Source organism: Ancylomarina subtilis (assembly GCF_004217115.1).
Classification (GTDB): domain Bacteria; phylum Bacteroidota; class Bacteroidia; order Bacteroidales; family Marinifilaceae; genus Ancylomarina; species Ancylomarina subtilis.
Map to the genome: position 1 here is coordinate 1 of NZ_SHKN01000004.1, position 17,541 is coordinate 17,541.

Here is a 17,541-nt window from a genome sequence, read left to right on the forward strand (position 1 = left end):
TTTTTAATCCCTCCGCTGTTGCCTATAGCTTGCTTTCTCTTGCCTGGAATCGAAGCGAAAATTTAAAAACAAAGTCAGGCAATGACCCCTAACGGATGTGTAACATCATATTGATGTTATATTATTTATCTATGTTTTTAATTAACTCATTATCAATCTTCTTCTTATCCTCTAAAATCCGATCTAATGGACTTTTTATTTTTGCAAAATGTTTTGTGCTTACATGAGTATAAATATCCGTGGTTTTACTCGATGCATGACCTAGGATATTTTGAATATACCTGATATCGGTTCCTTGTTCTAATAAGTGTGTCGCAAATGAATGCCTCAACATATGGGGTGTGACTCTCTTATCAAATTTACACCTTTCAGCAGCATTTGTCACAACATTAAATACACTTGTTGCACTATATTTTCTTCGCCCTTTACCCTCAAATAAATAATAATTTGGCTTAAATAACTTTAGATATTTTTTCAATACAATCATTAATGACTCAGATAGAATTGAAGTTCTATCTTTTTTCCCTTTCCCTGCTCTAATAAATATGAGCTGCTTATCAAACCAAATATCCTGCCGCCTCAGATTAATAAGTTCACTTCGACGCAATCCGGCAGAATACAAAGTCGCTATAATCGCTTTGTGTTTTAGGTTTGTACTAACATTCAATAACTGAATAACTTCATTTTCGGAGATTACTTTAGGCAGCGTTCTAGTTTTACGTGGCCGGTCTATACTATAAAATTCTTTTTTCTTACCTAAAACCTGCTCATAGTAGAATTTAATAGCATTTATCCGTTGATTCTGCTGACTATGAGAGATCTTATTACGAATAATTAATCGATGTATATAGTCATTAATTTCATCAGGAGTTATGTCCTCAATGTTTCTTAGTCTGAAATATCTCTGGTAGTCATCAAAATACTTGGTATAAATCCGAATGGTACTCTCACTGTATCTAACTCGTTCCAATTTCTCCAAATAACCTTTCGGCAATCGAACAACTTCCTCAACTTCTGCTATACCTCTTTGTATGCTAATCTCGTATGTCTGAGAGAAAACCTGCTTAAATTTGTCGTAATCAAACTCATTTCGAGCAACCCACCACATTTTTTTAGTCTGACTCCAGCATGCAGGAAAGTTCGCTCTCAGTAGGTTAATAACTTCCTGATTGCGCTCAAAGCGAATGCACACAACTTTTTGCTTGCGATGCACATCTGCAGATAGCTTGAGTTTTACTTTTTGCATAACGATTACAATATGACAAAACCAAATTTATGAAAATAAAACGATCAACAATATAAATATCGAATGTAAAAACAGAAATCCAAATAAAATAGAATTTGTCCACATAATTATGTTGGTTCCATGACCTTTTAATCCCCCTTTACTTAGCAGGCCAGAAAAAAGCAAGAATACCTGAAACAGCATATAGATGAAGGCTTCACACCCCCTCTCCAACTACACAGATTTAACTTTTAAAAAAAATCCTTTACCCTTTACCCTTTACCCTTTACCCTTTACCCCCTTCCAAATAAAAAGGCATGGCCCTCCCAGCCATGCCCTAATCCCAATCCACATATCTTGATATCTACCAAAGAACAAGACATATAAATCAGTATTCTTTTGATTAAAATAACCCGATATCATTTTGCAAACGCAACCAGGGGTTTGGGCATCATCTTAAGATGCAACTTCCGATGTTCCGAAGCATACCGTCGAACAGAAACAAAAAGCGTATTGTACCCCATATTCTCTATTTTCAAACGAAATTCACCCTCCGGAAACGACTTAAATCTAAAAGTACCATTGGCAGTAATCTTTACACTCAAGTCCTGCCCTTCAACCGAAACCTGGCCCAGCGAAATGGGTTTCCCGCTTACCTCATCAGTTATATACCCCAACACATCGTAATGACGATGTATAGCAGCTGGCACCTGTCGTGCCGTAAAATAATGATTTACAAAATCAGGCTGTGTATTCCGGTAACTCTCAATACTCCAATCCAGCTCTTGCTTAAGCAGATACTTCATTTTCGTTTTTAGCTTGTTAAATTCCACTCCTGCCACCTTTTTGTCATCTACCAACATCAAACGCTCAATACGTTTTTGTTCAAAAGAGTTCAGCTCGGTTTCACAAGCCGTTATCATCTCTTCACTTATACCAAAAACAACCAATTCTGCTTTACGAGCTTTTGACAAACCAATAAGCTTATCTGCATAGATATGCAAATCTGTTTCGTTTAAACTCGACAGTTTTCCTTTACTTATTTTCACTTGGTCCAGCAAAAGTTCATCACCGGTACTGTTGGCCAAACGAATAAAAGCAACCGATAGAGGATATATCAAATTGAGCAACGAAACTTTAATCTCATTCTTATCTCGGGTCAACCATTCAGTTGGCTGATCCATTTTATAGGCTAAGGTCGATAACTGTATCTTATAGCCCGAAAAAATATGGGTGAGCGATTTTGTTGCTTCATCTGTTTCATAAATATGGGCTTCTTCATCTAATACCCGGGAAATCTCAGATATTGAACTCATCCATTTCTTGTCATTTGTTTTCATTTTTTTCACTTTTTAGCAACAGATCTAAATCAGCTGACAAGGCTATAGTTCACCTTTTCAGCTTGTTCTGCTGGCCTGATGATTTCTACTATCTGATTTTCATCCATTATAAAACCACCATTCTCATTTACAAACGAATCATGACATAAGCCTCTTTAAATTAAATATTAAAACCAAATTAGAATAGTGCAAAATTTTAAAATTAGCGATGGCAATTTCACTAAAACGTCTAAGCTTGAGTCTAACACTTCAATTCCTGAACCCAACATTTCGTTTCTTAACCCCAACACTTCAATTCTTGAGTATAAAACTTCAACTCTACGAAGCAAAACCTCTAATCTTTTTTATAAAACCAGCTGTCAAAACCTTAAAACCTTGCTTCAGGTCTCGAAAACCTGGCCTCAGATTCAGTAAAGAGAACTTAAATAAGATAAGATTTGGTGTAAAATGATTAAAATCAGATGAAATATTGCCAATAGTGAGCTTGGTCGCTGGGAGAGATTTAGCAAATATGAAATACTTTCGTCGATATCACTTAAAAGTATTTAGAGTATCACCTACAGACTCATTTCGCCGTTTTAAAATCAGTAGGTAGCTGGACGTCTTTGGTAGATTTGTATTTCAAATTTAAAGAATTAATTCTTTAAAACCCAAAACTTTTTATCATTTACAACAAAAAAAGAGCCTTTCATCATCAAAAACTACACTTTAGTGTAGGTATCTCCTCAGCTTTTCATCAGGCGCAATTGAGTAAGATAAACAAGCTGATTCTCATACCCATCCATCCCATTAAATCCAAACAACTTAGTCTCACCTTCCACAGCTCACAACAAGTCTAAATACCAACTCCCATCAAAAATGCCCAACACTTAAAGTCAGCCATTCAACTTTGTTCAATATTTGCAATTCAACAAGCAGACTGAGATAAAAAGCGGAAATAGAGGAAAGACCTTTCCGGAATTGCCCAAATCTCAGATAAAAATTTAATTTTACACGCAAATCAAATCCTATACTTATGACGAAACTTATTTACACTTCAATCATTATACTCGCTCTTATCAGTTCAGCTTGTAGCTCCGGTGAAAAAGCCTTACAAAAAGGCAACTACTACACGGCTGTGCTCAAGTCGGTTGACCGATTACGATCGAACCCCAATAAGAAAAAGGCACAACAAACCCTATTGGAAAGTTATCCTTTAGCTCTTGATTGGTCGAAAAGAGAAATCACAGCTCTACTGAATTCGTCCGATCCTTTAAAAAACACCAAATCGATAGGGCAATATCAGATTCTGAACAGAATGTACAACGAAATCAACCGCTGCCCTGCGGCTTTGCGTTTACTCTCCAATGTACAATCATTCAGAGCCGAGGAAGATATGGCCAAACAGCTTGCCGCTCCTGAATGTTATAATTTAGGCCTAATAGAACTGGCTAAAGGCACACGCAATGCAGCCAAATCAGCATACAATCATTTTGCAAAAGCCAACCAGTTTGTGCCCAACTTTAAAGATGTGCTTGCTAAGATGGACGAAGCATACGAGATAGCAACCCTAAAGGTCATTATCGAACACATTCCGGTTAATTCTGCAAAATACAGTTTGAGTGCTGAATTTTTCCAGGATCAGGTCACCCAATACATTACCAACAATATCAAACGCCAGTTTGTTCGATTCTATACCCCTAAACAAGCTGAAATGGAAGGTTTAGACTATCCCGATCAGGTGATTGCCATGCGTTTCGAAGACTTTGTGGTGGGCGAAACCCACGATACCGACATCGAAAAGGAAGTCATTAGTGCCGATAGCGTTGAGGTAGGAAGCACCAAACTTAAAAATGGTGAAACCATCAAAGTTTTTAACAAGGTGAAGGCCAAACTGCACATTCACAAGCGCGAAGTGATTTCTAAAGGTCTGCTTTCCTTACAAATTGAAGAGTTTGCAAACAGACGAATCCTGAACAACAAACAGTTGGGCGGAGAATATGTTTGGTTTAGCAAATGGGGCCATTTCAATGGCGACGAAAGAGCCCTGACAAAGAAAGAACTTAAAATTTGCAATCAAGAACCGATTCTCCCTCCTGCCAAACAGGATTTGTTTGTAGAGTTTACCAAACCCATCTTCACCCAACTTACCGATGAGTTAAGACGATTCTATAACAGATATTAATGATCTGAATTGATGATATTAAAAAAGGCTATCCCATTTAGGATAGCCTTTTTTACTAATCTTGAATTCTACTTACTCCAAAAAAACAAAGTCGAGGTCTAAATCAAGAGAGAACTTCAACCTTAAATTTTTGATTTGAGCGGACTTTGTCAGTCTGCCGTGAGGCGTGATACAGTTTTATCTAAAAGAAAAAACAAGGATCAGACTGACTTGATTTTTTATTCGCGAAACAATTTTTCAAATGTGCTCATGAGCCCTTTAGTGTTGCTTACTTTTTGATCTAAGCAAAAAGTAAGAGCCCAGCGGCTTGAGCGAAATAAGAGATTATTAATCAATCGCGTCCTAAGAGATGGCATACTCGCAAGTCCAATTTGATTATAGATTCCAATGGAAATATAAAACCACCAAATAGTTACGCTGTTGTTTGCTCCATTTATATAGGAAGTAAGTTAAGTTCTAATTATTTTATAATCTTCACATTTAAATTCACAACAAGCTCTTTCAAGAATACACTTTATCAAAGGCTTCTTCCTAAAAGACAAAACGATAGTCATTCCATCGCTAATGAACACAGCGCCCTGATTAACTTCTGTACGTGCGATGGATTTACTTGATGCCAATAACCCGAAGTGGCAGTCACTCCGTGACTTGACTTCGGGCTAATGGGATTCGAGCCCTTTGGGCTCATTGCTTTGCAATCTTCAAACCGTAATGGGACAACTGGAGCCGGTTCCGAACAATCGGGATTGATTTTTTTTGCTTCGTTTTTTGGATCAAGCCAAAAAATGAAGTCGGGATTATTCGAAGAGCTCATGAACTCACAAAAGCTCGGTTGAGGCGAAGCCCAATTAATAGGACAGGATTAATTATTAGCTTATTCTTTTTCCCAAATCACTCGTATCAATGGCATACTCGCAAGTCCAATTTGATTACAGATTCCAATGGAAATATAAAACCACCTCGCCTTCGTTCCTCAGGCACTCCTCCTTGTAAAGGAGGAGAAACACTTGTTTTATAAATAAATCAGTCGTTATTAGTTACTCCCAGGGTACCAAAGCCGAAGGATAATAATTGATTCCCATAAACTCAAAACGTGACTTCTCTTTGCCTAAGCGAACTTTATATTCCTCCCACGATTTATCAGGATGATTCGACCAGCCCAATTCGGCATAACCCGGCAAACGTGGAAAAACCAGATACTCAATATCATCAATCGTTTCAACCGTTTCGGTCCAAAGTGGTGCTTCTATTCCGATAATATCCTTCTTGCTAATACCTTTTACATTGCTTTCTAATGACCAATCGTAAGCATCGTCCACTTCGGTATAACCTGCCCAATGCAGTCCCAAAGGACAAATTGAGTCGTACTGAATATCCATATAAGCCCTTGTAGCCGGCGACATAATAATCTTCACATTCTGATTCACAGCATCCAATGCCGTTTGCGTTCTCGTGTGCCAAAATTGGGCTATGGTATTTTCCTTGAGATTCGCTGCCGAAATATCAGCCCAACCCATCATCTTTTTACCATGAGCATTCACAATTTCCTGAACTCGGTTTACAAATTTGATATAATCCTTTTTCCTGGTGGCATTCGATTCATCACCTCCAATATGAATGTACTCACCCGGAGTAATCGCCGCCAATTCACCAATCACATCATCAATAAATTGGTAGGTGATCTCTTTATTTGCATCAAGCGTGCTGAACCCCACATCGGTTCCAGTATACAGTTCTCTGGCTTTACCATCCGCATTCAACTCGGCATAAGAAGCCAAAGCGGCATTGGTATGACCCGGCATATCAATTTCAGGAATCACGGTAATATATCTCGCTTGAGCATACTTCACAATCTCACTATAGTCTGCCTGCGTATAGAATCCGCCTTTTCCTCCGTCAACTTCAGCACTCCCACCATGTGCGGTTAAATTAGGCCAACTTTTTATCTCAATTCGCCAGCCCTGATCATCGGTCAGGTGCAAATGCAAAACATTCATCTTATAAGCCGCAATTAAATCAATGAATCGTTTCACATCGTCTACATCGAAGAAATGACGCACCACATCGAGCATAGCACCACGGTAACCATATTCGGGTTTGTCTTCAATAGTACCACTGGCCAATTCCCATGGGCCAACTTGTAGGTCTTTCGATTCAATTTTAGCTGGTAGCAGTTGTCGAATGGTTTGGACACCTCGAAACAAACCTGCCAATTGATAAGCCGCCAATACCACACGTTTTTCAGTAATCTCCAATTGATAACCTTCATCACCCAATGCTGTCAATTCTTTATTTAAAAGCATAGCGATTCCTTTTTTAGAAGCAGGTGTATTAACAACTTCTACCTTGGTCTTAAACCCGGTTGCCGGTGCAATAAAATCGGCCAGGTAATTTGCAATACCTTGCACACTTTCCTGTTCAACTGACACATATATTTTTGTTTTCTCATTCCATTCAAATGAGCTACCCGTTGCAATAAGAATTGAGGGTTTTGGAATCAAATTTTCCTTTGCCAGATCTTTAGGTGTTGGTGTCTTACATGAAAATAGCATCACTACGATTAATAATAGTGAGCAAAAACTGAATGATTTACTCATTTTGATACGAATTGTTAGTTGGTTTATTGGTCAAATCACAAGGATATAAAAATCCCTGTGAAAGATAAGCATAATTACACTTTAAAATAAAACAGATACTGAATACAACCCCTATTTTAATCCACCCCAAAACGAAAAAACGATTTCCCAATTAAGGCAAACCGTTTTCACATATATATCAGTTCCAAATTAAACCTTCTCTACCTTCTTTATACCACTTCGGTTGAAAATAATGCGGTAACGACGATAGGCCGTTTCATCATCAAGCTTAAAACGGAGAACCATATTCATAAAATAAACCTTTTCACCGGATAGTTTCTCAAACTTATCTGTATTCAAATAATAAAGAGGAATCTCAGGATTATCCATTTTCTGTATAAAGCGAGACACGTTAAAACGGATGATATCAACCACCCCGGTTATATTGTAGTTGCCATAGGAATTATCAAGCGCCTTTTGATCCAATCGCAGCAGCTTGCGATAGAAAATAATCTTCTCGCCCACACCCCGACTCTCAATATCGATAATGCGTGAGCGATTGCGATGCTTCATCACACGAAGAGGAACCGAATCTTCACTCACAAAGTCGAAACTCTCCTTACACCAACCAATTTTCTCATCCCCCTTAACACGAATGACAGTCTTATGATCGAAAAAGCGCTTATTGATTTTCCCAATCAGATAATGACGACTCAAATCCTTAATCCTATCCTTAAGCATGTAAATAATCACCAAGGCAATATATAAGGGAATGGTGAAACCGCCCAGACTTTTTTGAAAAATAAAGGTCAGTGCAGCACCAATAATCATGGCCATTCCGGCTGCAACACTATAAAGTAATTGCATCATAAAAAGACCTTCCTTTTTCTTACGGGAAGAAAGTAAAAGCTGCCCTTCGAAATATTTATTAAACACACTTCTGCGATGAACCAACCAGCGGTTACGATCCCGTGTATCTTTCTCAACCACCAAATAGCCATTGGCACGCTTGTAAGCAATCTCTTCTCTTATCAATTTCAGAATCTCGTCTTTACTCCGATCGAAATCAGCAAGATACTTTTTACGCAAGCCTCGATATAAATAGCCGCTATGCTGTTCGAACTGATTGCTCATAAACTCATCCCCAAACAAAAAATAATCGAACATTTCCTTTTGTATGGTAGGCACATTCACAATTGGACGCAAATCGCGATAATGTTGCGCAATCGTTCTCACATTTTCGATATAAGCATCAATCAGATAACGCCTGTCATCAGCCATATCGTTATTTAAAATATGCTGAATCTCTCTTCGAAGTGCCGACTTGAGAATAGAATGAAACATGCGAATATGATACTCATAATTCGCCTCATTCTTAGGGCCGGGATAGTTCGCCACCTTTACGAAGGCTTCTTTCAAATAAGAAAAAACAGAATGATCGCCATGAGCAATCTCCCTTAACAAATAAGGAGGGGTAATAAGACGAATATTGGAGTTAAAATCGTTGTAAAAGTCCTCTTTCTTGTAAGTCGACGAATTGATATCCAGCTTACTTGGGATAAATAACCAGGTCTTAACCGAAAATTCATTCACCTTTCGATCCTTACGAGCTTCGTAGCCCATTTTAATCTCCACTGAAAACTTATCATGTACTTTTACAACTTCTTCTATCATTCGCTATTCTCTCTATAATTTGACTTAATATCCTTTCGGAAATTAAAGATACTCAAATCCTTTTAATATAAATCATTTCAGACTACCTGATTTTAAAGGGATAGAAACGTTAACGATTGCAGATTAAAAAAAACGATAAGGAGAAATCTATTTTATTATTATTCCAAAGAATTTCGCTCTATCTGATCCAATATGGCATAAAATTCAAGCCCATTTACACTTGCTCCTAAAGTTATTATGTCATTTTTACTGTTTAACCTACCACAAGCCGTCAATCTGACAATATAAATGTCATTTTTTCATTTTGTTTCCCTTTTTATTGACCCCAAACGCCACACCCGTCAACCAACTGTTAATCAAATAAAAACAATTGCAAATCCTATTAACAAAAGGCAATTTGGCATTCAATTTGATGAGAACATAACGGATCGCGATTCCGATATTTTTAAATAGAACTGATAATTATTTAATGATCACAAAATTTAATTAAGGAGGATTTATCATGACACTAGTAAAGAGAAATTCAGACAATTTATTTCCATCCTTATTTGACAATTTCTTCTCAAGAGATTGGATGGATTGGAATAATTCAAACTATTCAAGTACCAACACAACCCTGCCAGCCGTGAATGTGCGTGAAGATGACCATGAATTCACGATTGAAGTGGCTGCTCCGGGAATGAAAAAGAGTGATTTCAACATCAATTTGGATAACAATCAGTTAACAATTTCATCTGAAATTAAAAGTGAAAATGAAACTAAGGATGGTAAATATTCCAGAAAGGAATTTTCATACCAATCATTCCGCAGATCTTTTCGACTACCTGTCGATTTAATTGATGGTGATAAAATTGAAGCCAAGTATGATGAAGGTATTCTTTGCATCCATCTTCCAAAAAAAGAAGAAGCAAAACCCAAACCTTCACGAATGATCTCTATAAAATAAACAAATAGGGCAGGTTGGCAGCCTGCCCTAAACCTGTTTATATCCCGAAACAATTGGCATTGCTTTATTTTTTGCACGCAAGTTTTTAGTCAGTAATCGAATTCAACAAAAAGTTCGCTCACTGGCCATTTATATAAATCATTAAAAGTAAATAAAAATGAAAAAATTCAGTTTACTACTTTTATCCGCAATTATGGGAGGCGCCCTTACCTTAGGGGGCTATCTCATATTGAGCGAAAAGAAACAATCAATCAGGATTGAACACATTACAGAAACACCAGTGCACGGAGCAAGCTATAGTGTTTCAAAAAATGGTGAAAACACACCCCTGCAGTTTACTGATGTCTCGAAAAAGGTGATGGATGCTGTTGTTCACATCAAATCAACACAATTGCAAGAGAATCCAAATTCAAGGACAACTCCCTCTCCTTTCAGAGAATTTTTTAATGATGATCTTTTTAAAGATTTCTTTGGTCCCTATTCACGTATACAACCTCAAAACCCAAAACAACGAATGCCACAAGCTAGAGTGGCAAGCGGATCAGGGGTTATCATCAATGCCGATGGTTATATTGTCACCAATAATCATGTGATTGAAGGAGCCGATGACATTGAAATCAGTTTGCATGACAACCGGGTTTATAAAGCCAAAGTCGTTGGTACCGACCCAACAACCGATTTGGCTTTGCTGCAAATCAAAGAAAAAAATCTGGTTCATATTCCCTTCACCAACTCCGACGAAATTGAAGTGGGCGAATGGGTGCTTGCAGTCGGAAATCCTTTCAATCTAAATTCAACCGTTACGGCCGGTATTGTCAGCGCCAAAAGTCGTAATATCAATATTCTTCGAAATCGAAGTGCGATCGAATCCTTTATTCAGACCGACGCTGCGATCAACCCGGGGAACAGTGGTGGTGCCCTGGTCGATCTAAAAGGCGGATTGGTTGGAATTAACACAGCCATTGCCAGCCCAACAGGAGCCTATTCGGGCTATGGTTTTGCAATCCCATCAAATATCGTCAGCAAAGTGGTTGAAGATTTAATGAAATACGGATTTGTACAACGCGGGTATTTGGGTATTCTAATACGCAATATCGATGGTAACTTTGCCAAAGAAAAAGAGCTTAAAGTGACCGAAGGGGTTTACGTCGATAGTTTACCTGATAACAGTGCAGCTTCTGATGTTGGAATTCAAAAAGGTGACGTGATTTTAAAAGTTAACGGTTCCGAAACAAAATCAACTTCCGAACTCATGGAAATTGTTGCCAGACACCGTCCTGGAGATAAATTAAACCTGGAAGTTGATCGATTTGGAAAAAGCAAAAGCTTTGACATCACCCTACGAAATGAAAAAGGAGACACAGGGCTGAACAAAAAAGAAAATGAACAAATCTTAACAAGACTGGGCATAGAGCTAAAAGAATTGGATAAAGATGAACTCAAAAAACTCGAAATATCAAATGGTTTACGTGTAGATAAAATCCATTCGGGACTAATCAAACACCAAACCAATATGAAAGAAGGTTTCATTATCACTCGAGTTGATGGTAAACCAATTGACAATATTGAAGCATTCAAAAAATACGTCAACAACAAGGAAGGTGGCATTATGCTCGCCGGCTTTTATGAAAATTACCCGGGCAATTATTACTATGCCTTTGGTCTTGATTAATATCTCTTAAATATCTAAAAACAAGCCCTCATCAGAATAATCTGGTGAGGGCTTATTTTCTGTCTTTATAATTACTTCCTTTTATTTACAACTCGTTTTTTTCACCCATAACATCCTTAGGACTAAACGGCTTGACAAGGTATCCCCTTCCATTTCGAATTTGAAGGCAAATTTTCTCCTTTCATTACTAATGACAATGGTGCTATTGATGTATTTCTGTCAATAATGGAATCATATAAAACGATGGACATATTTCCGATATTACAATTTTCCTTTATTCGCAGCGATGATGCTTTCATAATTCTATCTTCAAACAAATGGTTTTGGATAACAACGCCAGCATTAAGACTAACATTATCCTCTATTTCAACCAAATCGAACTCGGAAAACAAACTTGTTCCCATATGCACATTTCTTCCAATTTTACAACCAAGCAAGCGTAAAAAAGGGGCAAAAAATGGTGTTCCTATAAAAGGCGCTAGCATTTGAGCTGTTATACTTTCGTAGGCTCCGTTTACGGCTTCATTATACCAAACGAATGTTGACCATAGTGGTTTTACTGTCGCTTTTATTCTCCCCATTAGCAGCCACTTCACAAAAACGACGATGAGTGAACTTACTATTGCCACCAGAATTGCGAGCAAAGGCAATAAGCCAATCATGCTAAAAATCCCTTGTGTTTCATAAAAGTAATATGCGGTGTAAAATGTAGATAAAACACCCAGTACCTCAATTGTTGATGGTATAAGGATTCGAAGAAAATCAATCAAATATCTTTGTATGTACAGTTTTAAAGTCGGTTTAAAAATAACCTTATCATCAAAACCTTTGACAATTTGCCTTCTGGGAAGATTGAAGGATGGGGATCCTAACCAATCGGTACCATCTTCAATTTTCCCACTTTTTACCGGAGGAACGGACAATACCCCTATCAAACAATTGTCGCCAATACTTGTCCCCACGGGAAGAATGGCACTGTTACCCACAAAACTACGATTACCAATTACTGTAATGGAGACTTCCATATAACCATTGTAAAAATGTCGCCCACCTATAATTGATCCATCGGCAAAAAAACTCTCATCGCCAATAATCATAAGTTCGGGAGAGAATTGTGACACGGTTGATATTTCTGCATTCTTTCCGACTTTAGCCCCCAACATTCTTAGCCAATGAGGAAAAAATATGGTGGTGTAAACTGGTTTCACCAACATTACACTTAGTCTGATAATACTATCGACAAACCACTTGCGCAAAAAGAACAAACTCTCTGTTTTATACGTTCCCGGAGTAATTTTATTAAAGACAATCTTCTTAACAATGACTGCTGTAATACAGAAAGAGAGAACTGCCAAGGGACCCGATACAAGAATGCTGGCCATATTGATTAACAGGCTTGAGGAATCGAGACCAAACTTGATTAAGACTATTGAAGGGATACCTGCCATCATAAGAAAGGCGAAGAGTGTAAAGATTGCAAACAGGTGCATTATACCCCAAAAGAAGGGTTTAGACTTGTATGATTTACCCTTTGGCACATTAACTTTTGTTTTTACAGAGGGAGAACCTTGTCGTGATTCATCTGCTGAGATATGTTCATTATCCTGCAGGGCTGAAATGTCTCCAATCCTTGAATTATTTCCCATCTTAGTATTCAAACCTATATAAGAGTGAATGCCAACAAAACAGTTGTCGCCTATCTCAATTTTTCCGATTTTTAAATAGCCATTTTCAATAGAGGTTCCTAATAATTGAGTTTCATTTCCGATAGATGAGTTATTTCCAATGCTGAGGTTATCCCAACTTGAACACAAGTGAGTATCGATTGTACAATGACGACCTATTTTCGCCCCCATTAAACAGTAATAAAACGACATCAAAGGACTTCCTGCAAGCAATTGCGATCCCGTCATTGCCTGTATTCGATCAGTAAGCCACCATCTATAATAATAGAATCCATTAACAGGATAAATTCCTGGTTTTATTCGACCTATGATTAGCCACTTTAAAGCAACTCCCAACAACAGAATAACGGGATACATCAGCATCATGATTCCTGCACTTCCAAAGATTAATCTATTGATGGAAAGCTCATTCTCGGTATATTTCAAATAATAAAGGATTAATGCTGCAATGGGTAAAACACCTAGCCCATAAATAAGGTACATGGAGAGTGCCTGCAATGCTTTAATCAATGTCGCAATTTTACTTTTGGGTGGCAAACCCAAAGACTCTTCTTCATCAGCAGTTTCGCAAACATTCATCTTCGAGTGGGCCGTATCGGATAGTTTTTCTATGGTAGGAAAAATATATAAATCACGTATCGCTATCTCAATATTGTGTTTAAATCGGAGTACTGAAGCTACTTTCGCAGCTAGCAGAGAATGCCCTCCCAAATCGTTAAAGAAATTATCTTTAATTGAAATCTCATCCATTCCAAAAACTTCTTTCCAGACTTCAACCAGTATCTTTTCAGTCCCATTTGAAGGAGGAATGATTTCCCTATTCATTTTAATCAGTGGGGTCATGGGAATGGGTAACCTTTTTTTATCCACCTTACCACTCGTTAAAAGCGGGAGACCATCAACAACTTCCAAGTAGGTAGGAATCATATAGGCTGGCAGATGTTGTTCCAACATGCTTAATATCTCATCGAAAATAACAGGTTTTGAACTGTCTTTTAAAACAATATAGGCCACCAGCTCTTTAATCACGTTTTTCTCAGTTACATTAACTACCGAGCTTGAGACATTGGGGAATTCCCGCAAAACAGATTCGATTTCCGAGAGCTCAATACGATATCCCCTCACCTTAACCTGTGAGTCGATACGCCCATGAAAGAGGATTTCTTTATTCTCATTCAGACTGACCAAATCACCTGTTTTGTATAGCCTTTCATTTTTCACTATTCCGTCAACAAATGTATTTCTGGTCAGTTCTTCCTGATTTAAATACCCCTTTGCCAAACCTTTTCCGCCAATGTAAAGTTCCCCCTTATCACCATTCAATACGGGCTTTTTGTTTTCATCCAAAATGTAAATGTCATAATTCGGTATTGGCTTTCCAATGGTCACCTTCGCTCCTGCTTTACACTCCCAATATGTTGTATTAACAGTGGTTTCAGTTGGTCCATAAACATTTAACATTCGCGCCCCATTTTTTGACCATTTATTAACCAACTCAGGGGGGCAAACTTCACCACTCAGGATTATTAATTTCACCGAATGTAGTTCCTCATCCATCATACTTAGAAAAGTAGGCACGGTTGACAGAAAAGTGACTTTTTCATTATTAATTAATTTAATGGCCTCGCTAGCCAATTTGGTCACCTCATCATTTGCAACAATAAGCGAGGCTCCACATGAGAAAGCCATCCAAATCTCCTCAACCGAGCCATCAAAACTGTATGCAAAACCATTGTAAAGACGATCATTGGAATTGAGCTTACAAACTTGTTTAAAGGAGTTGACGAAATGGACAACATTGTAGTGTTGTGCCATGACACCTTTAGGGCGACCGGTTGATCCGGATGTATAAATGATATAAGCCAGATCATCATTTTTAATCTGAACCTGGTTTTCGCCCACTCTTTCCGGAGACAGGTCATTTAGCTCTGGAGAATTAATGTCGAGCAAACAAGTGTCGATATCTAATTCTGAAAACAGACCTGACTCTGTTAAAATGATTTTTATTTCGGCATCCTTAATAATGTGTCTTATTCTATCGACAGGAAAGCTCCTGTCTATTGGTACATAAGCTGCGCCAACCTTTAAAATTCCCAACATTGCGACGATAGGCAATTCGGAGCGTTTAAAATAGATCGCAACCAAATCCTTAGGCTTAACCCCCTTGGCAATAAGATAGTGAGCAAGCTTGTTCGCTCGTTCTTCAATATCTTTATATGTAAATTCACAACTCCCACTTTTTACTGCCAGAGCATTTGGAGTTAAACTGGCTTGATCTTCGAATATTTGATGTAAAAGCATGTTTTGTTTTTTTTGATGTTTATTTAGATAATAGCTTCATTAAACGACGACTATCGAACTCAATAATATGTGGGGTTTGATTTAGGTTTATCTCCTTATGAGTTACTGACAAGGCATAACTTTTGCCAGAGAAACAAATTGTTTTATTGTAAATGTGATTAGGCTGAACTTTATTATTGTACATCGCTGCATAGTATGACTCAGATCGACCAACAATATCGAGACCTTTAAAGTCGAGACCAATTCCCAGTCCCAGGTATTTAGCATAGGCTTCCTTGATGGTCCACAGACGCAAATAATGCATCTGTTTTGACAATATGCTGCTTCGCTGCAATTTTACTATTTCGCTATCAGTAAATACAGTTTGTGCAAGACGGTCATCAATTTTATAATGGTAGGATTCTATATCCAGGCCAACTTCATCTTTAGAGGAAATTGCTATCGCAAAAATATCTTCGCAATGCGAAACATTAAAAAACAGTTTGGATTCATAAATGGAATTAACTGTGTATGGTTTATTTTCAATCGTTTTTTCAAACTCCCAGTATGCAGGTAATATTCCAAAATCACAGTACTCTGAGAGTAGATATCTTTTTAAAACCTTTGACACAACAATACTCATTTTCAATTGATTATTCCCGATTAATGCGATCTCTGTTTTTTCAATCGGTGATAAAACATCCAAAACCTGACACATAGATTGAAGCAATTTTGGAGTTATTTCTACGATGTAAATCTTCATGACTTATTCCAAAGGGTAACTAAAATATTTATTTTCATAATTTCTAAGAATTACTTCTCCATATTCCTTTGAAATGATGGTCTCAGGCATAATAGGGATTTTTCCTCCACCATTAGGTGCATCAATAACCAACTGAGGAACTGCCATTCCTGATGTATGCCCCCTTAATCCTTCGATTATATCCAATCCGGTCTGAAGCGAAGTTCTAAAGTGACTAGCTCCTAGTATTAAATCCATCATGTAGATGTAATAGGGTTTTACACGTATCTCAAGTAGCTTTTGCATCAACAACTTCATGGTCGCAATATCATCGTTAACACCCTTAAGCAAAACGCTCTGATTCCCTAGAGGAATACCAACATTGGCTAATTTATTACAAGCTTCGGTCGACTCATCTGTAATTTCATCGGGATGATTAAAATGTGTATTGATATAAAGAGGATGGTGTTGTTTTAGAATTGAACACAACTTATCCGTAATGCGATTAGGGTTTACAACCGGCATTCTCGTTCCAATTCGAATAATCTGTACATGTTTTATCTTTCTTAAATTTGAAAGTATAAAGCCCAGATTTTCATCAGATAAGGTTAAGGGGTCGCCACCGGAAACAACCACATCTCTAATCTCAGTATGCTTTTTAATATATTCAAAACCTTCATTCCAATCTTCTTTTGAAACGGTATCTGTTTTCCCTACTTTCCGTTTTCGGGTACAGAAACGGCAGAACATAGCACATTCGGAAGTTGAGTAAAACAAAGCCCTGTCCGGATAACGGTGAACAATACATTTAACCGGACTATCGTGCTCCTCTCCTAAAGGATCCGTTATACCAGAATCCTCTAATTCTTTGATAGAGGGCATGGACTGTTTCCAGATTGCATCGTTTTTTTCTTTAATAAGGCCCTTGTAGTACTTTGTTATTCTTACAGGATATCTTGAACTTACTAGTTTCAGTTCTTCTGCATCTGTGATGGGGCTATTCATTTCAAGCTGTACTGTCTCCACTGTCATATCAACATTTTTAGTTCTTGTTAAAAATCTATATGACTCTTGGACTCAATAAACGAGCCCATAGTTCACAAGCATTGGCGAACGACATGTATCAATTGGTGAACGACAAAGAAAGGCAGAAAGGAAGGGGTAATAAGTGGAGAAAACTCCAATTAAAAGACATTAATTAGTACTGCATATTTAATTACGTAAAGCAAGTTGTATA

At 37.7% G+C, this 17,541-nt stretch carries 9 protein-coding genes and 1 pseudogene; 3 read left to right on the forward strand and 7 right to left on the reverse strand.

Features of this window, described 5'->3' with window-relative positions; translation table 11 throughout:
* Positions 1–121: 121 nt before the first annotated feature.
* Both EV201_RS14250 and EV201_RS14255 read right to left on the reverse strand, forming a co-directional pair.
* On the reverse strand, positions 122–1,246 hold the full coding sequence (locus EV201_RS14250) for a tyrosine-type recombinase/integrase (protein WP_207224501.1): 1,125 nt from the start codon (positions 1,244–1,246) through the stop codon (positions 122–124).
* Positions 1,247–1,644: 398 nt separating this feature from the next.
* Positions 1,645–2,565, reverse strand: coding sequence for a carboxypeptidase-like regulatory domain-containing protein (locus tag EV201_RS14255; protein ID WP_130308319.1), 921 nt, complete (start codon positions 2,563–2,565; stop codon positions 1,645–1,647).
* 1,015 nt (positions 2,566–3,580) lie between these two features.
* Here EV201_RS14255 and EV201_RS14260 point away from each other — a divergent pair.
* Positions 3,581–4,729: a hypothetical protein gene (locus tag EV201_RS14260; RefSeq protein ID WP_130308320.1), complete on the forward strand. Its 1,149-nt coding sequence runs from the start codon at positions 3,581–3,583 to the stop codon at positions 4,727–4,729.
* Positions 4,730–5,766: 1,037 nt separating this feature from the next.
* Here EV201_RS14260 and EV201_RS14265 read toward each other — a convergent pair.
* Together EV201_RS14265 and EV201_RS14270 are read right to left on the reverse strand one after the other, a co-directional pair.
* Complete coding sequence (locus EV201_RS14265) at positions 5,767–7,326, reverse strand: beta-N-acetylhexosaminidase (protein ID WP_130308321.1); 1,560 nt, start codon at positions 7,324–7,326, stop codon at positions 5,767–5,769.
* Between the two features lie 189 nt (positions 7,327–7,515).
* The gene (locus EV201_RS14270) at positions 7,516–8,979 is read right to left on the reverse strand and encodes a hypothetical protein (RefSeq protein WP_130308322.1); all 1,464 of its coding nucleotides are present in this window, start codon (positions 8,977–8,979) and stop codon (positions 7,516–7,518) included.
* Positions 8,980–9,481: 502 nt separating this feature from the next.
* Here EV201_RS14270 and EV201_RS14275 point away from each other — a divergent pair.
* Both EV201_RS14275 and EV201_RS14280 read left to right on the forward strand, forming a co-directional pair.
* Positions 9,482–9,925, forward strand: coding sequence for an Hsp20/alpha crystallin family protein (locus tag EV201_RS14275; protein ID WP_130308323.1), 444 nt, complete (start codon positions 9,482–9,484; stop codon positions 9,923–9,925).
* Positions 9,926–10,082: 157 nt separating this feature from the next.
* Complete coding sequence (locus EV201_RS14280; RefSeq protein WP_130308324.1) at positions 10,083–11,597, forward strand: Do family serine endopeptidase; 1,515 nt, start codon at positions 10,083–10,085, stop codon at positions 11,595–11,597.
* Between the two features lie 122 nt (positions 11,598–11,719).
* Here EV201_RS14280 and EV201_RS14285 read toward each other — a convergent pair whose 3' ends face one another.
* The 3 genes and pseudogenes from EV201_RS14285 to EV201_RS14295 all read right to left on the reverse strand — a co-directional run.
* A complete protein-coding gene (locus tag EV201_RS14285) occupies positions 11,720–15,583 on the reverse strand; it encodes a Pls/PosA family non-ribosomal peptide synthetase (RefSeq protein ID WP_130308325.1) in 3,864 nt (1,287 codons plus the stop codon).
* A gap of 19 nt (positions 15,584–15,602) precedes the next feature.
* On the reverse strand, positions 15,603–16,325 hold the full coding sequence (locus tag EV201_RS14290) for a 4'-phosphopantetheinyl transferase family protein (protein WP_130308326.1): 723 nt from the start codon (positions 16,323–16,325) through the stop codon (positions 15,603–15,605).
* Between the two features lie 3 nt (positions 16,326–16,328).
* Positions 16,329–17,357 (reverse strand): annotated as a pseudogene (locus EV201_RS14295) (KamA family radical SAM protein); the annotation flags it as partial.
* Between the last annotated feature and the right edge of the window lie 184 nt (positions 17,358–17,541).